This is a genomic window from Clostridium puniceum (assembly GCF_002006345.1).
Lineage (GTDB): Bacteria > Bacillota > Clostridia > Clostridiales > Clostridiaceae > Clostridium > Clostridium puniceum.
The window spans coordinates 17,203-36,626 of sequence record NZ_LZZM01000186.1 but is presented as its reverse complement, the minus strand read 5'-3'; the positions used below and the strand labels follow the sequence as shown (position 1 = coordinate 36,626).

General features: G+C 26.5%; 21 protein-coding genes. 10 read left to right on the top strand and 11 right to left on the bottom strand.

Going from position 1 to position 19,424, the window contains the following annotated elements:
- Positions 1–273 precede the first annotated feature (273 nt).
- Positions 274–483 (top strand): cold-shock protein, encoded by a 210-nt coding sequence (locus tag CLPUN_RS16575; protein WP_077848358.1) that lies wholly within the window; start codon positions 274–276, stop codon positions 481–483.
- 256 nt (positions 484–739) lie between these two features.
- On the opposite strand, the gene CLPUN_RS16570 is transcribed toward CLPUN_RS16575, so the two are convergent.
- Positions 740–1,291: a helix-turn-helix domain-containing protein gene (locus CLPUN_RS16570; RefSeq protein WP_077848357.1), complete on the bottom strand. Its 552-nt coding sequence runs from the start codon at positions 1,289–1,291 to the stop codon at positions 740–742.
- 168 nt (positions 1,292–1,459) lie between these two features.
- Between CLPUN_RS16570 and CLPUN_RS16565 the strand changes: the two genes are divergently transcribed.
- Positions 1,460–2,395 (top strand): DMT family transporter, encoded by a 936-nt coding sequence (locus tag CLPUN_RS16565; protein ID WP_077848356.1) that lies wholly within the window; start codon positions 1,460–1,462, stop codon positions 2,393–2,395.
- Between the two features lie 161 nt (positions 2,396–2,556).
- Here the strand turns inward: CLPUN_RS16565 and CLPUN_RS16560 are convergent, their stop codons facing one another.
- Together CLPUN_RS16560 and CLPUN_RS16555 are read right to left on the bottom strand one after the other, a co-directional pair.
- Positions 2,557–3,135, bottom strand: coding sequence for a protein kinase family protein (locus CLPUN_RS16560; protein ID WP_077848355.1), 579 nt, complete (start codon positions 3,133–3,135; stop codon positions 2,557–2,559).
- 102 nt (positions 3,136–3,237) lie between these two features.
- Positions 3,238–3,531, bottom strand: coding sequence for a 4Fe-4S double cluster binding domain-containing protein (locus tag CLPUN_RS16555; RefSeq protein WP_077848354.1), 294 nt, complete (start codon positions 3,529–3,531; stop codon positions 3,238–3,240).
- Positions 3,532–3,824: 293 nt separating this feature from the next.
- Here CLPUN_RS16555 and CLPUN_RS16550 point away from each other — a divergent pair, with 293 nt between their 5' ends.
- The 3 genes from CLPUN_RS16550 to CLPUN_RS16540 all read left to right on the top strand — a co-directional run bounded on the left by CLPUN_RS16550 (position 3,825) and on the right by CLPUN_RS16540 (position 6,762).
- Positions 3,825–4,319 carry an RNA polymerase sigma factor gene (locus tag CLPUN_RS16550; protein WP_077848353.1) on the top strand — a complete coding sequence of 165 codons (495 nt, stop codon included), beginning with the start codon at positions 3,825–3,827 and terminating at the stop codon, positions 4,317–4,319.
- Positions 4,306–5,856: a hypothetical protein gene (locus CLPUN_RS16545; RefSeq protein ID WP_077848352.1), complete on the top strand. Its 1,551-nt coding sequence runs from the start codon at positions 4,306–4,308 to the stop codon at positions 5,854–5,856. The genes CLPUN_RS16550 and CLPUN_RS16545 overlap by 14 nt, the downstream gene beginning before the upstream one ends.
- Before the next feature lie 99 nt (positions 5,857–5,955).
- Positions 5,956–6,762 (top strand): MerR family transcriptional regulator, encoded by an 807-nt coding sequence (locus tag CLPUN_RS16540; RefSeq protein ID WP_077848351.1) that lies wholly within the window; start codon positions 5,956–5,958, stop codon positions 6,760–6,762.
- A 63-nt stretch (positions 6,763–6,825) separates the two neighbouring features.
- On the opposite strand, the gene CLPUN_RS16535 is transcribed toward CLPUN_RS16540, so the two are convergent.
- Positions 6,826–7,368: a cysteine hydrolase family protein gene (locus CLPUN_RS16535; RefSeq protein ID WP_077848350.1), complete on the bottom strand. Its 543-nt coding sequence runs from the start codon at positions 7,366–7,368 to the stop codon at positions 6,826–6,828.
- 106 nt (positions 7,369–7,474) lie between these two features.
- On the bottom strand, positions 7,475–8,023 hold the full coding sequence (locus tag CLPUN_RS16530) for a cysteine hydrolase family protein (protein ID WP_077848349.1): 549 nt from the start codon (positions 8,021–8,023) through the stop codon (positions 7,475–7,477).
- 184 nt (positions 8,024–8,207) lie between these two features.
- Between CLPUN_RS16530 and CLPUN_RS16525 the strand changes: the two genes are divergently transcribed.
- Positions 8,208–8,621, top strand: a complete 414-nt coding sequence (locus CLPUN_RS16525) for an Lrp/AsnC family transcriptional regulator (protein ID WP_077848348.1) — start codon at positions 8,208–8,210, stop codon at positions 8,619–8,621.
- Positions 8,622–8,767: 146 nt separating this feature from the next.
- Here CLPUN_RS16525 and CLPUN_RS16520 read toward each other — a convergent pair whose 3' ends face one another.
- The 4 genes from CLPUN_RS16520 to CLPUN_RS16505 form a co-directional block, all read right to left on the bottom strand.
- Positions 8,768–10,408: a putative ABC transporter permease subunit gene (locus CLPUN_RS16520; protein ID WP_077848347.1), complete on the bottom strand. Its 1,641-nt coding sequence runs from the start codon at positions 10,406–10,408 to the stop codon at positions 8,768–8,770.
- Complete coding sequence (locus tag CLPUN_RS16515) at positions 10,401–11,126, bottom strand: ABC transporter ATP-binding protein (protein WP_077848346.1); 726 nt, start codon at positions 11,124–11,126, stop codon at positions 10,401–10,403. The genes CLPUN_RS16520 and CLPUN_RS16515 overlap by 8 nt, the downstream gene beginning before the upstream one ends.
- Before the next feature lie 169 nt (positions 11,127–11,295).
- Positions 11,296–12,318, bottom strand: a complete 1,023-nt coding sequence (locus CLPUN_RS16510; protein WP_077848345.1) for a radical SAM/SPASM domain-containing protein — start codon at positions 12,316–12,318, stop codon at positions 11,296–11,298.
- A 2-nt stretch (positions 12,319–12,320) separates the two neighbouring features.
- Positions 12,321–13,199 carry a hypothetical protein gene (locus CLPUN_RS16505; RefSeq protein WP_077848344.1) on the bottom strand — a complete coding sequence of 293 codons (879 nt, stop codon included), beginning with the start codon at positions 13,197–13,199 and terminating at the stop codon, positions 12,321–12,323.
- A gap of 506 nt (positions 13,200–13,705) precedes the next feature.
- Between CLPUN_RS16505 and CLPUN_RS16500 the strand changes: the two genes are divergently transcribed.
- The 3 genes from CLPUN_RS16500 (at position 13,706) to CLPUN_RS16490 (ending at position 16,355) form a co-directional block, all read left to right on the top strand.
- The gene (locus tag CLPUN_RS16500) at positions 13,706–14,218 is read left to right on the top strand and encodes a hypothetical protein (RefSeq protein ID WP_077848343.1); all 513 of its coding nucleotides are present in this window, start codon (positions 13,706–13,708) and stop codon (positions 14,216–14,218) included.
- A 213-nt stretch (positions 14,219–14,431) separates the two neighbouring features.
- Positions 14,432–15,112 (top strand): response regulator transcription factor, encoded by a 681-nt coding sequence (locus CLPUN_RS16495; protein WP_077848342.1) that lies wholly within the window; start codon positions 14,432–14,434, stop codon positions 15,110–15,112.
- The gene (locus CLPUN_RS16490; RefSeq protein WP_077848341.1) at positions 15,105–16,355 is read left to right on the top strand and encodes a sensor histidine kinase; all 1,251 of its coding nucleotides are present in this window, start codon (positions 15,105–15,107) and stop codon (positions 16,353–16,355) included. The genes CLPUN_RS16495 and CLPUN_RS16490 overlap by 8 nt, the downstream gene beginning before the upstream one ends.
- Positions 16,356–16,664: 309 nt before the next feature.
- On the opposite strand, the gene CLPUN_RS16485 is transcribed toward CLPUN_RS16490, so the two are convergent.
- On the bottom strand, positions 16,665–17,267 hold the full coding sequence (locus CLPUN_RS16485; protein ID WP_077848340.1) for a hypothetical protein: 603 nt from the start codon (positions 17,265–17,267) through the stop codon (positions 16,665–16,667).
- A 73-nt stretch (positions 17,268–17,340) separates the two neighbouring features.
- On the opposite strand from CLPUN_RS16485, the gene CLPUN_RS16480 reads away from it, so the two are divergent.
- Positions 17,341–17,760 (top strand): AEC family transporter, encoded by a 420-nt coding sequence (locus tag CLPUN_RS16480; RefSeq protein ID WP_242954164.1) that lies wholly within the window; start codon positions 17,341–17,343, stop codon positions 17,758–17,760.
- 184 nt (positions 17,761–17,944) lie between these two features.
- Here the strand turns inward: CLPUN_RS16480 and brnQ are convergent, their stop codons facing one another.
- Positions 17,945–19,294: a branched-chain amino acid transport system II carrier protein gene (brnQ, locus tag CLPUN_RS16475; RefSeq protein ID WP_077848339.1), complete on the bottom strand. Its 1,350-nt coding sequence runs from the start codon at positions 19,292–19,294 to the stop codon at positions 17,945–17,947.
- Positions 19,295–19,424 lie beyond the last annotated feature (130 nt).

Sequence of the window (19,424 nt, the reverse complement as noted above, 5' to 3'; positions counted from 1 at the left end):
TTAATTATTTGAATTAAGATTGTCTGTGACTTTTTTACATACTTCTACAATTAATCAAAAATAATTAAAGTTCTCCATAAAATCTTATAAAAGATCTCAAAATACAAGTTGTATTAAATTAAATATTTGCATTCAAAATTACACTTAAAATTTTCTGCAACTTTCTAAGCTTTAGAACTATAGAAACAAATAATAATAGGTTTTATAATGTTTAAAACTTATTTTTTTACAAATACTATAAATAAAATTTCAACTATTAAGGAGGATTTATTTATGGCTAAAATAACTGGTGTAGTTAAATGGTTTGATTCTGAAAAAGGTTATGGTTTTATATCCTGTGATAAAGGAAATGATGTTTTTGTACACCATTCACAAGTAAAAGAAAAAGGAGCTTCAAAAGATTTACATGAAGATGAAAATGTAACTTTTGATATTGAAAATGGTGAAAAAGGACCAATGGCTATTAATGTTCAGAAATTCTAAAACTTCAAAAGCTTAGAAATTTTTATTATAAATTTATTTACAATACGTTGCAATTATAAATTTACATAGAGCTAAGTACAACGCAAATTTTATAAAAGAATCATTATGCATATATATATGATTTCAATTTTCCCCACATTAAAGCTGTTTACTTTCTAAGATTAAATAATTTATCTACAAAACTAAAAAGAGGTAGTATAATTGGGGCAGAACCCAATATACTGCCTGTTAATATACAATTTATGCATTAATTAAATCATTTCAAATAAAGTATTATATTTTGAAATACTGACATATCTTTATTTATATTTTTATATGTATGTGGCTTATTTGCCATAAATCTTATAGAATTCCCCTTTTGTAATATAAATTTTTTATTATCTATCTCTATTTCAATTTTACCTTCTGTAACTATTATATATTCTTCAACACCCTCACTATGAGGAGTAGATATATGATTACAATCTGAGTCTAATTCTATGGTGAATATTTCAAATGCCTTATTTGCATCAAATGGAAATATTGGATACAACCTCATATTATTATCCTCTATTATTGGATTAATATCATTTTGACATATTATTTTTAAATCATCTTGATTTTCATCAATAAATAATGAAAAAGATACTTTTAACCCAGTTGCAATTTTCCAAAGTGTAGAAACTGTTGGATTTGATTGTCCTCTTTCTATTTGACCTAACATTGCCTTACTGACACCAGTTAACTTAGTAACTTCATCTAAACTTAAATTTCGTTTATTTCGTATATCTTTTAATTTATTACCTATAATTAAATTTAAATTTTTCATCACTTAACTCCTTCTATTTATAGGATTTTGCACCATTACATATATTATCTTATAATATTTTATTGATTATGTAAATTCCATTCTGTATAATATAGCATATATAAATATATTATAACATACAAAAATCAATTTATTGATTAATGTAACTTTTAATGAAGGAGTTTAAAAATGGCAAAAGCATTTATACTTGGAATAGCCGCATCATTTTTTTTTGCATTTACTTTTATACTTAATCAACAAATGAATGTTACAGGTGGCAGCTGGTTCTGGAGTTCATCACTCAGATATATTTTTATGCTACCAATTTTATTTATTATTATGATTATCAAAAATCAATTATTAGGTGTACTAAATGATATAATAAAAAAGCCTATTCACTGGATTACGTGGAGTACAATAGGTTTTGGTCTATTTTATGCTCCACTCAGTTTTGCTTCAGCATATGGTACCTCATGGTTAGTTGCTGGAACTTGGCAAATAACTATAATTGCTGGTGCACTTATGTCTCCATTATTTTTCAAATCTATAAATACTAAAAATGGAATTATTAAAATCCGAAACAAACTTCCTAAAAAGTCACTACTAATGTCTTCAATAATTTTATTAGGTATATTTTTAATGCAGTTTGAAGAAGGAAAGAGTATCTCTGGTTTAAAAACGCTTGTAGGAATTATTCCTGTTATTTTAGCCGCATTTTCTTATCCACTTGGAAATCGTAAAATGATGGAAGCTTGTGAGAATAAATTAAATACCTTCCAAAGAGTATTTGGCATGACGTTATGTAGTATGCCCTTTTGGATAATTGTATCAATCTTCGGTGTATTGACTGTTGGTTTGCCAAGTAAGGGACAAGTACTTCAATCTTTAATCGTTGCTCTTTTCTCTGGAATTATTGCTACCATATTATTTTTCAAAGCAACTGATATGGTAAGTCATGATATACATAAGCTAGCTGTTATAGAATCAACACAGTCTGGTGAAGTAATCTTTACATTATTAGGAGGAGTATTTATATTTCAAGATAAAATTCCAACACTTATTGGATTGATAGGAATAATAATTGTTATTATTGGAATGATTTTAAATAGTCTTATTAAATCATAGGAATTAATTTTAAATTAGGTTTGTTGGTTAAATTATGATCTAAAAGTTAATCTAAATAAATTTTTTATTTTTATTCTTATTTAAAATGAGCTGTTATAAAACTAATTACGTTAATTTTGTAACAGCTCCAATAATTTTATCGTGGGTAAAAATGTTTATTTTTAACATGCATACATATTGATACATATTGTTTTTTTTGACATCTTCTTAAAATATTCATATCCATCAATCCAATATTTTAATAGTGCTGGGTTGTGGGTTATGAGATTTTTTAAAAAATCATCAAACAAATTTAATTTAACAAGAATGCTAATAATATCTTTAGGATAAGGTGTTTCTTTAATATAAGTTTTTCGAGGATCAATAATTTGTATTTTTTCATTTTCATTAACAAATATATGAGCATTTCTTATATTGATTCGTTTGAATTTTAACTTTTTGAACTCTTCAATAAGCTCTATAATCTCTATAGATAAATTGTAAGATAGTCCATTCTTATTTATAAATTCATATAGATTTTCACCTGGGACATATTCTCTAAGTATCATATTGTCTGCTAGAAAAATAACATTTGGAAAAAATCTACTATCTTTAGCTTTTTCTAAAATTTCAGATTCATCTTTAGCATTTTTTTTCTTAGAAAAAATTTTAAAAGCAAAACCTTCAGGTGTTAGGTATACACTACCTTCATCACCTTTACCCAATAGTTTACATTCTTTTATATCTAAAATGTATCTCATAATATCACTTTTAAATATTGCTTATAGATAGTATATGAACATGTACATTAAAATTCTACTAAACAATTAAATTATCGAATCAATAGTTACGAAAAATTTGATTTATTCCACTTCACTTTTTCTAATATACCCTTGAGTAACAGGACAAACATCAATACACTTCCCGCATATCGTCATTTCAATCCCAATTCTCTCTTTTAATAATTTTCTGGCCTTTTGTATAAATTTGAATGGATCTATTAATTTTTCTCTTTGAACATTTGCACTCCACAAAATACCTTTAATTGCTTTAGCTGGACATGTGTTTTCACATTTATTACATGTTCCACATTTAGATTTATTAATACGATAGAATATATTTTTTTCAATTTCTATACCCATTATTAGTATTTTCATTTTATAACTTATTCAAAAACTTATATTATTTTTTCTTACTTATATAATAACTATAACTAATAAAATCACATTTAATAAATATTAATTATATCCAATTCCTTCATTAGTTTTTATGATATTCTATATAATGAAAAACTAATTATAATTGAAGGATTTAACCTAATTTTATTATAAATAATTAATCACTCTAGATTATGAATAAACTTAAATTTTCCTTTATATAAAAAATTTCTTACTTAATGCAAAATTTTATCCTATTTAATCGTATTGATATTGAAAAGGAGGTTAATTTAATGAATGAAATTTATGGTACCGAAAACTATATTCATTATCTTATAGAAAAATACTCTGATATGCTTATCAGAATTACATATTCCTATATGAAAAATTTAAGTGATGCGGAAGATATAACTCAAGATGTTTTTATTAAATTACTTGAGAAAAAGCCAAGCTTTGAAAATGATGAACATGAAAAAGCTTGGCTAATCAGAGTCTCTATAAATCTAAGCAAAGACAAGCTTAAGTCTTCATATTTTAAAAATACAGAACCATTAGAGGACAATTTTATTCATATTACAAAAGATGATAGTGAAGTAATTCAAGCTATTTTAAATTTGCCCTTAAAATATAGAAGTATTATTTTGCTTTATTATTATGAAGGTTATAGTATTGCCGAGGTTGCTAATATTTTGAATATTAAAGAAACAACTATCGGTTCACAACTTAGTAGAGCTCGAAAAAAACTAAAATTTATACTTAAGGAGGATTTTGAATATGAATACAATTAAACATTCCTTTTCACAAATAAAAGCAAGTGATGAATTTAAAGACAAGCTTTTAAGAGAATTGCAAGCAAATCAAACAAATTTAAATAAATCTACTGAGAAAACACTTTCTACATCAAATGTTCTTAATTCATTAGCTTCTCCTAAGGAGCACTTAGTTACTAGAAAAATATACTCTAAACAATATATCGCTACAGCCGCTATTTTCTCTATATTAATAGGAACTATAAGTTTTAAATTAATAATGACTAAATTTGAAAAATGGAATACTAATTCAGAAATTATAGCTTATGATCCTCAAACAGAGCCAGCTACAGAAAGTGACCACTTAACTGAAAGCTATGATAAATCTAATAATAAGGATTCTTCTCAATCATCAAAAAGTGATATATCTTCTAAGAATACAGAAACTAATATAACTTCAAAACAAATAGAGAATAATTCACCTTCTGTGAAAAATGAAACTACTATAAATTCTAAAGTTGAAAATAATATTCCACCTAAAACAAATAAAAATAATCCCAATAACAAAATAATTAAAGATAGTACATCTTCTAATTCAGAAATACCTTTAAGTAAAAATGATGGAGAACAAAAAATAGAAACTCCTTTAACAAGAAATACTATATCCTCTTATGAAAAAGATGGTTCCATTAACTTAGCTAATTCTGATAATAGAGATAATAGAATAAATCCAATTAGTGAAGCACCTCGCTCAACCAGTGGTATTATTTCTGAAAATACAAATGTTGCCGAAAATGTTTTTCTAAATTCAATATATGTTCCTAAAATCGAGTTACCTAAGGCTACTAATTTTACAGTTGCTAAAATGAGACCGCTAATTATATATAAAGGGAATATATATATTAATACATCTATAACAACATCTTCAGAAGACGCTAAAAATTTATTGGGACAAAAACTTGGTACTACAAAAAATTCTATTGATGAATGGAGTTCTAAGGTGGCGTATCCAAGTAAGCTTGCTTCTAATATAGGGATTACTGATGTATATTCTGTTAATGGATATGATGACACTTTTAGAATTATGACTAATTCTAAAGCCGAAGATAATACAAATTTTACTGAATTTTATGAATGTTTAAACGGAATTACAATAACAAAAGGAGAAGATATTTTATCAAAACTTAAACTCAAAGATAATGTTGTAGAAGCTAAATTTCAAACTTATAACGATTGGAATAATGGGACTGGAACTTTTTATAAAATCAATAATAATGAGTTATTAAATAATCTATTCAATGAAATAAATCAAGCCACTCCTTATTTGCCTAAAGATATAGAAGCTTCCTTAGGCGATTATAGCAATGAAGATGGATATAAGAAAATATCCTTTGAGTTAAAGGATGGTCTAAAAAATGTAACCTTTACTATTTTAAAGAATGGTTATATATATTATGACTCAGGGCAAGTTTATTTAAAACTAGATCCTAACTTTGCAGAAGAACTTTGGAATAACTTAAATATTACTAAAACCAATCAGTATATTTCAAATGAATTAGTTAAAGAATCTAATTGAATATATGGTAAAATATAAAATGAGGTATTGACTCTAACATGGTGTTAGGCATTATTCTTAACTTGTCATTGCAATGATATTTTTTAGGGAGTTGATTTTATGTTTAAAATTGGAGATTTCTCAAAATTAACACTAGTATCTATTCGCATGCTTAGATACTATGATGAGGTTGGACTTTTTAAACCTGCTGAAATAGATACCTTTACTGGCTATAGATATTATTCAGCTAAACAAATTTCTACACTTAATCTCATCGTTTCACTTCGTGATATAGGTTTTAATGTTTCTGATATAGCAATTGCTATAAATGAGCAATCTGATGAAAAATTGAAAGACTTATTAAAGCAAAAAGAAGATGAAGTGAAAATTAATATTAAAGCTGAGGAAAAAAAACTAAGAAAAATCAACTATGCAATTAAGAATTTAAAAAAGGAGCGAATTAATATGAATTATAATGTCACACTCAAATCAGTACCATCATATAAAATTATTTCTTTAAGGGATAATATACCAGCATATGATGCTGAAGGAATGCTTTGGGAAAGACTAGGTAAATATATGGAAGAGAAAAAAATTCCTTGTAATAATCTTTGCTATGCCACATATCATGATGAAGGCTATATAGAAGGACCTGTTGATGTTGAAGTTGTAATGGGAGTTGAAAAATTATTAGATGATGCTGATAGTTTTACTTTTAAAGAAAGTGAACCTATTGAAAAAGCTGCAAGTATTTTAGTTCCTGGTGAATATGTAGCTCTTGCATCAGCATATAATTTTCTTGGAAAATGGATTGAAGAAAATGGATATACTATTATAGGTACTGCTCGCCAAATGCCTATAAAAGGACCTTGGAATGAAAAAAAATCTAAGGATTATTTAACTGAAATACAAATTCCAGTTAAATAATTACAAATTACTCTTGAAAAGAGTCTATTTTCAAATTAGTTGAAAATAGACTCTTTTTTAGTTCTAATTTTTAATAGTGTTTATTAATTCTATAACGTTCTCTATTTTTTCTAATCTTACAAATCTATTTTTCCATATTTTAAAATTGTAATATTCATATATCGCTTTTCCAGACATATGTTCATTATCAAAAGTAGTATTTGTTCCTTCTGGAATGATTAATTTGAATCCATGTTCAAATGCAACCTTACAAGTTGTGTCAATACAATATTCAGTTTGCATTCCAACTAAAATTAATGTATCTATATTTTTCTCATTTAAATATTCTTTTAATTCAGTATTTTTAAAGGAACTATTAAATTTTTTATCTATTATTTTTTCACCGTCTTTAGGTGTAATTCTATCATGAATTTGCCACCCTTTAGATCCAACTTCTAGGTCATCACCTTTTCCACCATCATGCTGTACATAAATTACCTCTATATTATTATCTCTACAGCGTTTAACCATTTCTCCTATGTTGTTAAGAGTTGCCTCTTTATTATATGGCTTCTGGGCTACTAATGCTTCTTGAACATCTACAACTAATAATGCAGTTTTACTCATGTCATTCCTCCTAATAAAAATATTGTAAGTTATTTCTTATCCATTATACTTTAAGTAATTGCTTTTTTTCTAGAATCTTTAGTATAAATTAGATCTTATTTACATTTTATTTTTTAATTCCCATCCACTCATCACTACTTAATACGTGACTAAATTTTAAACTTTGTGTTATAAGGGTTGCATTATGAAGTTCTTTACTGGTTATAGTTCCAGCATAATTCTGTACATCTACAGTACCTGTAGCATCTGATAGAAATTCAACAACATAATTTTTATGAAATGCTACTCTTGCTGTAGTATCACAACACATTTGTGTCATATATCCTGAAATAACTATACCAGCTATATTTTCTTTTTTTAATATTTCTTCTAAATTTGTCTTGTGAAAACTACTTGGTTTATTTTTTTCAATAATATAATCATAATGTTTTTTTAGAATTTCAAGATGTATCTCCCATTCTTTTGTCCCTTTGACAAAAGTTTCTCCCCAAAGAGATGTATGTTGGACTACTATAATTATTATATTATTTTCTTTTGCATAATCCATAACCTTTAATATATTATTAAGGCTATTGCTTGGATTTGGATAAGTCACCTTTAATTTTCCTGCAAAATATTCATTTTGTACATCAATCAAAATATTCATTTTGTACATCAATAACAAGTAATGCTTTTTTCATTTTCATTCCACCTTCATATTTTTATTTAATTTATCTGTTCGAATTAATTTTCTATATTAGCTTTGTTTCATCTGCTATAATAATAGTAACTTAAATTACAGTGGAAATGTGAAAGTAATCATCCTATTTCACTTTACAAATGAAAGGATTTTGCAATTTATGTTTGATGAATTAGATTTAAAGATTATAGAAATATTAAAAATAAATGCAAAGACACCACTTAAAGTTATTGGTGAGCATATACACCTAACTCCTCAAGCAGTATCTAATAGAATTATAAGACTTCAAGATTTAGGGCTTATAAGGCAATATACTATATCTACTAATAATGCTCTTCTTGATAAAAATATTATAGCTTATATTACTATTTTTATGAAAACTACAAAACATGAACAATTAAAAAATTTTATAAAATCAAATTCTATTATAGAAGAAGCTCATAGAATTAGTGGTGATGGTTGCTATTTACTTAAAATTGAATGTTCTAATATGGATGAAATTAATTTATTACTTGATAATATTATGAAATATGGAACTTATAGATTAAACTTATCTACAACTACAATAAAATAATGTTAATATCTACTAAATAAAAAAATTAAGGTTAAGGAGTTTTATTTATCTCCTTAACCTTAATTCATATATTATTAAGAATATCTTTACATGAATTATAGCTATTTATTATCATTTACTTTTTTAATTCTTAATACTTTTGTAAACTAACAAACTTCATTATATACTTTATTAGCCTGCTTAACTAAACCTTTATAAAAAATGACACTTCCAAGACCTATTACTCCAATACATATAAAAAATACTATAATATAATTTTTTATAACTATAGCTAATCCTAAAAGTAAAGCCCCTAATATGAATATAATAAGCATTATAAAAAGTGGCATATAGTTGTTTTTATACATTGCTCTTTCGCTTTCCCAATTTAACCTTGGTGATTTAAAATCTATATACATACCAAAGAGAGTTATGAATAATATTCCTATAAAAGAAGCTATTACTCCTAAAATAAATAAAATTGAACTTGCTCCTACTAATATTAAAACTAAAGCAACTATTAAAGTTCCCATTTGATTAATACATAATGAAGATAATATTTTTGAGTACAATTGAATTTTATAGTCAACAGGTATGTATTTTGATACTATAAAATCCTTTCCTTCCCTCGATATCGCTGTTGTAGCAGCTCCACCACTCATTACGCATATTGTGCCTATTATAAAAGCTACAACTATAGCAATTCCATAAAGACTTGTTCCACTTTTGCTTAACAAGTTTCTTACGTTGGCTAATTGTCCATTAGAAAGCATTGTCATAACAAATATTGCAGGCATGTAAAATAACATTGCTACACAATTAATAAAGAATTGTGGTGTCCTTAATATAACCTTAATATCTCTTATAACTAAAGCTTTTATTGGTGAATTTTTCTTAGTTAATTTATTAGCTTTTCCATTTTCTAAAATATTTTCTCTCTTGCTATATGATTCGGAAATTCCTATTATGCCTTTAATATATAGTTTTCCACCAACATAATAATATATAAAAAATGCTATTATTCCTAAACTTAAAGACAAAATCATATATAATAATCCCTTAAATTCATTATTATATAATAAACCATAAGCTGTAAATTTATCTGTTATGAAAATACTGCTCATAATATCCATCATAGTATTATTTCCCTCTGATAGCTTTTGCGCAAGTTCTCCTAAATTCATATTTTTACTCGTATTTGAATTAAAATAATTAAATACAACAATTAATATTAATGATAAACATCCTGAAATCATTCTAAAAGTATCTTTGTGCTTTGATAAATTAGTAAATCTCATAAGCACCATACATATAAGTGAAGCATATATCATTGGAAGTATTGGTGTTACTAGAAGTGCAAGCATTCCATAAAAGTAATACATCAAACTTGCTCCGGATACAACTCCATAAGCTATAAGAGGTAAAACTAACATCGCAGCATATAGGTACATATTAATTAGCACTGCAATAAATTTACCAAATACTATTTCACTACTTTTAAAAGGAAGTGGCAATATTACTTCTATATCCTCTGAAAAATAAAAAACATTCATTATAGTATATATTCCAAAGAAAAAGGAAATTGCTGCTCCAAGTGATAATATTAATAATAATAAACTTCCCTCCTGTCCTGCAGAATGAAATGAACCATATGCGCTGGTTATCATAAGAGTAATGGGAAGAGATATCATGCTTACTGTAAATAACATTAATGCCACTAAAACGGTAGGTTTCATTTTCTTGCCTGCAAACATTTCTTCAATCGCATTTCTTGTAAAATATCTTGTTATTATTTTAATCCTACTCATTTTCTGTCATCTCCAAGAACATTTCTTCTAAAGATTCATTTTCTTTAAAGTTATTATGCATATCATTTAAAGTTCCATTAAATATTAATTGCCCTTTATGAATTATAGCTACTTTATCACAAACTTTCTCTGCGACCTCCAATACATGCGTTGAGAAAATTACTGTATTTCCTGCATCTGCATGTTCTCTCATCATTTCTTTTAAACTAAATGCTGATTTAGGATCTAATCCAGTCATAGGTTCATCTAAAATCCACACCCTAGGGTTATGTACCATGACTCCCATTAAAACAATTTTTTGTCTCATACCATGAGAATATGATTGAATCTTATCACCTATGGCAGACCCCATTTCAAACCGCTTTGACATTTCATCTATTCTTTTCATTCTATCTTCCTTTGATACCCCATAAACGTCTGCCATAAAATTCAAATACTCTATTCCTGTTAACCTTAAAAACATATCTGGACTATCTGGAACATATCCAAATTGCTCCTTTGCCTTTACGGCATCCTTATTTATATCAATATTATTAATTTCTATACGTCCATTAGTTGGTGCTATTATTCCAGTTATCATTTTAATAGTAGTTGTCTTTCCTGCACCATTAGGTCCTAATAATCCATAAATTTCTCCATCTTTAATTTCTAGGTTTAAATTATCTACAGCTTTATAAATCCCATTATAACTTTTGGTTACATTACTTATATTTATCATAAATTCAAGCCTCCTTTAGGATATTATACTAAATTTTTGCATTTATAAACTTAAATTAAGCTTAATTTTACATATAATATTAACATATATAATAATTAAAACTTGATTTAGCAAACTTTTAATTGCAAGCAAGTAATATAGCTTTTATAAAAAATTAAGGCTGAAGTTCTTAACCTTCACTTCTAAGTATACAGCCATAATCACCATTTTTATAATTACCATAAACTCCATATTCTATACATTTAGCTCCACCATTACATCTCTTAAAAAAATTGCACTTACTACACCCCTTAGGTATTTCTTTACTACCTCTTAATTCCTTAAAAACCTTAGAATTGAAGTAGATTTCTTTAAGCGATGAATTCTTTATATTTCCAGCTATAATTGGCAATCTTCTACAAGGCATCACATCTCCATTTTCAAGCAAAATTATAAGTCCATCTCCTGCATTACATTTATAAGAAGAACTAACTCCATTTAAAAATTGAAGACTTCTTTCCCCTGCGATTTTAGTTTTAGAAAATTTATTTAATGGATTTAATTGTTCTTTACGTATTATATTTATATATTCAACCACTTCATCTTTACTTAATGTTTTAACTTCCCCAGTATTTCCAACCCCAATTGGCACCATTCTATCTGTCCATACTTTAGAAGCCTTGCATTTTTTAGAAACCTTTACTACATCTTTGAATTCCCTATAGTTTTTATTATTTGCAGTAAATGAAACTAAAGAATATATATTATATTTTTTCAATAATTTTAGTGCTCTAATAACTTCCTTATAAGAATTAATTCCTCTTATATTATCATGAGTTTTTCTATTTCCATCTAAACTTACTTGTACCATTTTAGGATTATAGGACTTTAAACGTCTCACAATTTCTTCATTTAAGAGTGATCCATTAGTGAGTATTCCGAAATCAAAATGCTTGTTATTTTCTTTGAAGAAATCTAGAAGTTCCCAAATATCTTCTCTAATAAATGGTTCTCCACCAGTTATATTTATTTGTCCTCTTATATTTTTATTAGAGTTTTTATTATATTTATCTAAAAGTTCTAAATATTCGTTTCCTAATTCTTTTAATCTATCAATTGAAAATTCTTCTCCATTATAATTTTCTTGATAACAGTGACTACACCTTTTATTGCATCTACTAGTAATATGCCATTGCATAATTAATCTTTTCAAAATCAATCTCCTCCACAACCTCCGCAAGATGAGCATGAAGAACATGAAGATCCTGAGGAATCTGAAGAACCAGACGAGCACGAGGAACAAGACCCACTTGAATTATCATTACAAAAAAAGCTAGAGTTATTATTGTTAATATTACTCACACCTAGGAAATACATCCAAGAATTTGTCATTAAAAGGTCGTCCATAATTCTATTATTATCATTTTTCCTTGCTTCATAATACTTTTCATATGCATTAATAGAAGCTTCACCTTTACTAGTCAATTTATATTTTATAGGTGCGGAAAAAACTGCTTTTGCTACGATAAAGATAATAACTATTTCGATTATAAGTGCAGTTACTGGCATCTCACTAAATATTCCACCAACAAGTCTTAAAACGCCTGGAATTAATATAAAAATTAATCCTATATTTGAAATATTCTTGTTTTTTTCTATAACTTTAGAATCTTTAATTAATCCATTGCTTTTTAATTCATTGTTAATATTATCATAATACACTTTAAAATGGCTTTCAATAACCATGGTTGATTTAAAATCCTTTGGCGCAAACTTTTCTAAATATAGAGCACATACTTGTTCTTCAATATCTGATAAATAAGCTTTTATATCTTTATTTACGTAAAACTTTTTCTCCTTTTCATCTTTTATTAATATGCCTTTAGCACAAAGCTTATATGTTATAAAATAAAACATATTATATAAACTGTAGTTATTCTTCAAAACATAATATTTGTCATCATCTAAATCTGATATTATATAATCTTTATCACTTCTTTTCAATTTTTTTAATATTAATATTATTCCTATTAAAGAAAATATAGCATATACAACTAAAAAATCTGCCCCTTTAATAAATGGTAAAAATCTCATTTTTGTTCTCCTATCTAATTTTATATCTATACTATTGACTATGAATGAGCATTTTTGTATTCATTAATTAACAATACAAGTAAATTTAATACTTCAAATATCTTTTCAATATTTACTTATTATAGACAATGTTTAAACTGTTGCTTTCAATTAGCATGTAAATAAATGTTAGAAAATTTGCTCAGTTATAGTTGTTTAATTATTAATTCTATAATATCATCGATTAACATATTGTCATATATATTTTTACTTAAATATATATTTTAAATAAACACCTATATTTCTTTAATTGTATTAAGTATGTAATCAAAAAATCGATAAATAAATGAATACTTCTCCAGAATATAACAATGCGATTACTCTTAAATGGATTACAACAAAACAAAAAATATTTTCAAGCAAAAGTAGATTCTGAATAAAATAAGAAAAAATCAATGGGCACTTAATGTGAAGCTTGAAGATAAGAAAAATTAAATATAAACGCAAAGAAACGAGGTAAATACGATATGGAAATTAAAGTATCTGATAAAAATTTTATAGATTATAGTGCATCAATACCAAAAACAAATAATAGTGATAAAAGCAATTTTTCAGAAACACTTAATGAGATGTCAAATCAATCCCATATAAATATTAAAAAAAATATTACTCTTTATATTCCGACAATAGATAATTTACCTAGAGATAAAAAAGGTAAAGCTTTAGATGCAATTAACAAATTAGATAAAATATTTAGTATAGACATATTAGGAAATCCTGACCAATTTATGAGAAACGATTTTACAATTGATATGGTTAGAATATTGTCTGAATATGGGAATAATGCTACATCATTTGATTTTAATGATTTAACTAAATCTATTAACACATTATTAGATTGTGGGTTAATCACTAATGAAGATTATTTTTATACACTTAGATGGATTGCCACAATGAAACAAGCTCTTAAGATTAAAATGAATTCTGTAGAAAATAAAGGTACTATATTTAAACCTCATAACCCAAATAACATCTTTTAAATGTAAAAAATAGATGAAATTTAAAATTTTCAAAATCATCGTATCTTTTTCTGAATTAAAAATTTCAACCACATGTCTATATTAGTATGCCATGCTTAAATTATCAGTAAAAAATCTTTCAGCTTAATTTAAGGAAACTATGATAAGCTTATATTAATAAGGCATTTTCTAAAAATAATACTTATTAATGTGGACGAAATGAGGTAAAAACACATGAGAATTCTCATAGTTGATGATGAAGTAAGATTAGCCGAAGCTCTAGGACAAATTGTAACTCAAAATAAATATATTGCTGATATAGTTAATGATGGTGAATCAGGATATGATTATGCTATGAGTGGTATATATGATGTAATTATATTAGATGTAATGTTACCTGGAATGAATGGCTTTGATATAGTTGGTAAAATGAGAGAAAATAAAGAAAATACACCTGTGATATTATTAACTGCAAAAGATGAAGTTACAGATAAGGTAACAGGACTAGATTGTGGTGCTGATGATTATTTAACAAAACCTTTTTCACCAGAAGAATTACTGGCTAGAGTAAGAGCTTTATCTAGAAGACAGGGTGAACTAGTATCAAATGAACTTAAGTTCGGAGATTTAATCTTAAATCAATCTGCAAATACACTTTTTTGCGGTGCTAAATCAGTACGCCTTGGATTAAAGGAATTTGAAATACTAAGATTATTAATGTCTAATCAAAGTAGTATTGTTACTAAGGAGGATTTACTCCTAAAAGTATGGGGAGCTGATTCTAATGCTGAAGATAATAATGTTGAAGTTTATATATCGTTTTTAAGAAAAAAATTCTTCTTTTTAGGTTCCATTGTAACGATAGAAACACTTAGAAAGATTGGATATCATTTAGGAGAAAATTTAAATGATTAATAAATTAAAAAAGAAATTTGTTTTTATTAATATGGTATTAATACTTATTATTCTTATGTTTACTTTTGGTTCAGTTTATATTTCAACTAGTACTCGGCTTATAATGGATAGTAATGATCTACTTCAAAAAACAATTGAGCAAGAAAATGAAATCTATAAAAAACAAATTGATATAGGAAATCAAAAGATAGATTCTGCGCCACCACCACCTCAAACTCTATCTTTTGCAATCCAGTTAGATAAAAACAATAATATAACTGATATATTTTATAATAATATTGATAATTTAAATATAGATACCTTAAAAATATTAGTAGATTTTTCTTTAGCAAATAATAATTCAACTGGTTTAGTACAAGATGAAAATTTTAGATTTTTAAAACATCCTAATGAAAAAGGTATTAAAATTGCATTTACTGATAGAAACTTAGAAATAAATACTTTAAAATCACTACTAAAAACATTTGCTCTGGTTGGTATTGGAAGCTCAATAGCATTTTTTATAGTTAGTTTATATTTAGCTAATTGGGCAGTTAAACCTATAAAAAGATCTTGGGAGCAACAAAGGCAATTTGTAGCAGATGCTTCACATGAATTAAAGACACCTCTAACTGTCATATTAGCCAATGCCGATATTGTATTATCTCATAAAGAAGACACTATAAATAACCAGATTAAATGGATTAATTACATTAAAACTGAAGGTGAAAGAATGACATCTTTAGTGAATGACCTGCTATTTCTAGCCAAAACGGCTGATAATAAAAATGAAGTTATTTTTTCTATACTAAATTTTAGTGATATTATATGGAATTGCGTATTACCTTTTGAATCAGTTGCCTTTGAGGAAGATAAAACAATTGATAGTGAAATAACTCCAGATATTTTTATAAATGGAGATGGCAATAGATTAAAACAATTAATTTTTATCCTTATAGACAATGCAATAAAATATTCTAGTGAAAAAGGCAATATAAATATAAACTTAACAAAAACTCAAGATAAGCTTCTTTTGTCAGTTAATAATACAGGAGAACCTATTCCTGAAGAGAAAATTTTACATCTTTTTGATCGTTTTTATCGTGCTGATGAGTCAAGAGCTAGAAAAAAAGACGGCTATGGCTTAGGGCTTGCTATTGCAAAAACCATAGTAGATACTCATCACGGAAAAATAATTGTAAAAAGTTCTAAAGCTGAAGGTACTACTTTTAGTGTAGCTTTTCATTTAGCTAAAATAAAATAAGCCTCTGCTTATTCATACTCATTAATTATGATTAGGTTGGTTAATTTGTTTATTTTCTAATTAGTTATTCAACAATCTATTAATGATATAATCATATTTGAGTCATTCCTTATGTGATATATTTAGTTTTTTTGCGAAATTATTATATCATAAAGGAATGACTTATTCATTTTTTTATAAATTTTGTTTATTCAACAACCTATCATAAAATAAAATTCCAACCATAGCATTTACTATAAGTTGGAATTTTATTTTTTATATTATTCTATTGCTAACTTTTTAGAATAAGAAAACCCATTATGGATTTAATTATTTTTTAAGTTCAAGTTTTATTTCATATTTTTTAATTGGTTCATCAAACTTATCTTCTGCACCTTTTCTAGTATCCCATGAAAGCTTAATCCAAGTAATATCCTTAGCTGTTCCATCTTTCTTCAAATACCAGATAATATTTCCTTCCTTAGTTACACCTTCGTCAATTTCGCCTCCTAAATTATCACTAGCTAGCAGGCTTGGTAAATCTATTTGTTCTCCAGTTGAAGTAACCAATACTGCTTGATCTGGATAAGTACAGAATTTTTCTTTAGTATTATTAGTAAGTTTAAGCTTAACTCCTACTGCTGAAGCTTTTTTATCACTACCATCTTGAGCTGGAGCTTTATCAGTCGTTACAGCTTTTTCAATCTCTAATTTCAACCCATTATAATCATCTGACCATGTAGTTCCATTAAAATATGTCCAAACGTCATCTTTAGAACTTGAATCAGATTTTGTTGTATCCGATTTACTTGAAGAATCTGATTTTGCTGTATCTGCTTTAATTGCAGAATCTGTTGATTTACTATTTCCACAAGCAACTAAATTTATGCTAATTAAACCAATTAAAATAGCTGTAATAAATTGTTTTTTCATTATTATTAATCCCCCTTAAAATTTTACAATATATACAATAAAGAGAATTTTATCCACCCCACTATTGAGTTTTATGTTTGCAGTTATACTTATACTACTTGATATTCATCTGCCAAAATTCTTATTAGATACTTGTAAGTATTTTGGTAATTTAACTACACCTTTAGCTATGCTATTTATAGTAATAACAATTTATTCTGTTAATTTCAAAGAATTTAAATTTAGTTGGGATATTGTTGCAATAATTTTAGTCAGATTCCTTATTTCACCTATTCTAATTTTAGTACTATGTAATTTTGCCAATGTTCCTGCACTTATGACAGATGTATTTGTTATTCAAGCAGCCATACCAGTTATGACTAATACAGCTATAGTTTCAAAAAGTTATAATGCTGATTACGAATATGCTACAGTAAATACAATTGTAACAACTATCGCTTATTCCAATTTACATGCTACTGTTAATCTAGAGTTAGAACTTTTGAGTCAATAATTTGTATTATATTTTCTTAGCTTTATTTTTTCATTTGTAAAGAGAACTCAAAAAATAAAGCTAAGAAGTTTTCACTACTCCCTAGCTAATCTATAATTTGCGTTTAAAATAACTATTCACTAAATTTATATTGGTTTTTACTCAATTCAAGTATTATCAAAAAATTATGTATAAAATTATTATGTTATTCTTTCTTTGCACTAACACGCCAAATAATGACTCCGATTAAAAAGCCGCAAAGTGCTGGCACAACCCATCCAAATCCATAGTCAAACCCTGGTAGATATATATGTGCAAAATTAATAAGCTTTGCAACTGCAAAATTTTCTTGAAGAGGTTTAGGCAATGCTTTGCATAAATCAAAAAATGCTGCAATAATTGTTAATCCCGTCGTCCATTTATAGATATCACTTTGTTTATTAATAATTGGTGTTAACAGTGATAATAAAATTAAAGTAATTGCTAATGGATATAAAAACATAAGTACTGGTATAGATAGTTGTATAATATTACTCAATCCAAAATTAGCAATTACAAATGAAAAAACTGTAAATATAATAGCATATTTTTTATAAGAAATTGATCTTGGAAACATTTCACTAAACATTTCAGAACATGAAGTAATTAATCCAATAGCTGTTTTGGAACATGCAATTCCTACAATAGCTGCTAATAATACAGTTCCAATCATACCAAAATAATGATTGCTCACCATTGCTAAAATACTTCCACCATTATCAGCACGACTTACACTTCCTAAACTTGTGGCTCCCATGTAAGCTAATGAGCCATAAATAATAGTCATAAAGGCGACACTAACTAAACCTGATTTACATGTTTCTTTTGCAATTAAACGAGAATTTTTAACTCCCAATTTTTGTATATTAGAAATAATAATAATAGCAAAAGCTAGAGATGCTAATGCATCCATAGTATTGTATCCATCTAACAAACCAGTAAATAATGGTTGAATCTCATAATTCCCTTGAGCCGCATATTGATTTACTTGCCCCATTGGCTTTAAAAAGGTAACAATTAATAAAATAGATAAAAGTGCCAAAAAAATAGGCGTAAGATATTTACCCACCCAATCTAAAATTCGCCCTGGTTTTAGAGAAAAATAAATTGTAAATGTAAAAAATATAATTGAAAAAACAAACAATCCTAGCTTTAAATATTCATCCGGAATAAATGGATGAATTCCTACTTCAAATGCAACTGTTGCTGTACGGGGAATTGCAAATAACGGCCCTATTGTTAAATATAATAAACAAGTAAATATACTTGCATAACGTGAACTGATTGGCCTTGCCATATCGAATAAGCTTTCACTCTTTGAAAGTGCTGATGCAACAATCCCCACAATAGGTAGTCCTACCCCTGTAATTAAAAATCCAATAGTTGCTGTTAAAGTATTACTTCCTGCTTCTTGTCCCATTTGTACTGGGAATATTAAATTACCTGCACCAAAAAATAGTCCAAATAGCAAGGAACCTATTAATAAGTTTTGTTGAAAACTTAACTTTTCTTTCATAAATAATCCTCCTATCTCAATAAATTGAGTATTTTCTTTATTATCAAAATTGCTGCTCTTTTAATAATGTTGTTTTTATTTTTACTTTTTTAATAATATCTTAATTCAATTTATTATTATAGTATACTTA

Coding starts and splice junctions, on each gene's coding strand:
- CLPUN_RS16575 (WP_077848358.1), top strand. CDS start 274: ATGGCTAAAATAACTGGTGTAGTTAAATGGTTTGATTCTGAAAAAGGT.
- CLPUN_RS16570 (WP_077848357.1), bottom strand. CDS start 1,291: ATGAAAAATTTAAATTTAATTATAGGTAATAAATTAAAAGATATACGA.
- CLPUN_RS16565 (WP_077848356.1), top strand. CDS start 1,460: ATGGCAAAAGCATTTATACTTGGAATAGCCGCATCATTTTTTTTTGCA.
- CLPUN_RS16560 (WP_077848355.1), bottom strand. CDS start 3,135: ATGAGATACATTTTAGATATAAAAGAATGTAAACTATTGGGTAAAGGT.
- CLPUN_RS16555 (WP_077848354.1), bottom strand. CDS start 3,531: ATGAAAATACTAATAATGGGTATAGAAATTGAAAAAAATATATTCTAT.
- CLPUN_RS16550 (WP_077848353.1), top strand. CDS start 3,825: ATGAATGAAATTTATGGTACCGAAAACTATATTCATTATCTTATAGAA.
- CLPUN_RS16545 (WP_077848352.1), top strand. CDS start 4,306: ATGAATACAATTAAACATTCCTTTTCACAAATAAAAGCAAGTGATGAA.
- CLPUN_RS16540 (WP_077848351.1), top strand. CDS start 5,956: ATGTTTAAAATTGGAGATTTCTCAAAATTAACACTAGTATCTATTCGC.
- CLPUN_RS16535 (WP_077848350.1), bottom strand. CDS start 7,368: ATGAGTAAAACTGCATTATTAGTTGTAGATGTTCAAGAAGCATTAGTA.
- CLPUN_RS16530 (WP_077848349.1), bottom strand. CDS start 8,023: ATGTACAAAATGAATATTTTGATTGATGTACAAAATGAATATTTTGCA.
- CLPUN_RS16525 (WP_077848348.1), top strand. CDS start 8,208: ATGTTTGATGAATTAGATTTAAAGATTATAGAAATATTAAAAATAAAT.
- CLPUN_RS16520 (WP_077848347.1), bottom strand. CDS start 10,408: ATGAGTAGGATTAAAATAATAACAAGATATTTTACAAGAAATGCGATT.
- CLPUN_RS16515 (WP_077848346.1), bottom strand. CDS start 11,126: ATGATAAATATAAGTAATGTAACCAAAAGTTATAATGGGATTTATAAA.
- CLPUN_RS16505 (WP_077848344.1), bottom strand. CDS start 13,199: ATGAGATTTTTACCATTTATTAAAGGGGCAGATTTTTTAGTTGTATAT.
- CLPUN_RS16500 (WP_077848343.1), top strand. CDS start 13,706: ATGGAAATTAAAGTATCTGATAAAAATTTTATAGATTATAGTGCATCA.
- CLPUN_RS16495 (WP_077848342.1), top strand. CDS start 14,432: ATGAGAATTCTCATAGTTGATGATGAAGTAAGATTAGCCGAAGCTCTA.
- CLPUN_RS16490 (WP_077848341.1), top strand. CDS start 15,105: ATGATTAATAAATTAAAAAAGAAATTTGTTTTTATTAATATGGTATTA.
- CLPUN_RS16485 (WP_077848340.1), bottom strand. CDS start 17,267: ATGAAAAAACAATTTATTACAGCTATTTTAATTGGTTTAATTAGCATA.
- CLPUN_RS16480 (WP_242954164.1), top strand. CDS start 17,341: ATGTTTGCAGTTATACTTATACTACTTGATATTCATCTGCCAAAATTC.
- brnQ (WP_077848339.1), bottom strand. CDS start 19,294: ATGAAAGAAAAGTTAAGTTTTCAACAAAACTTATTAATAGGTTCCTTG.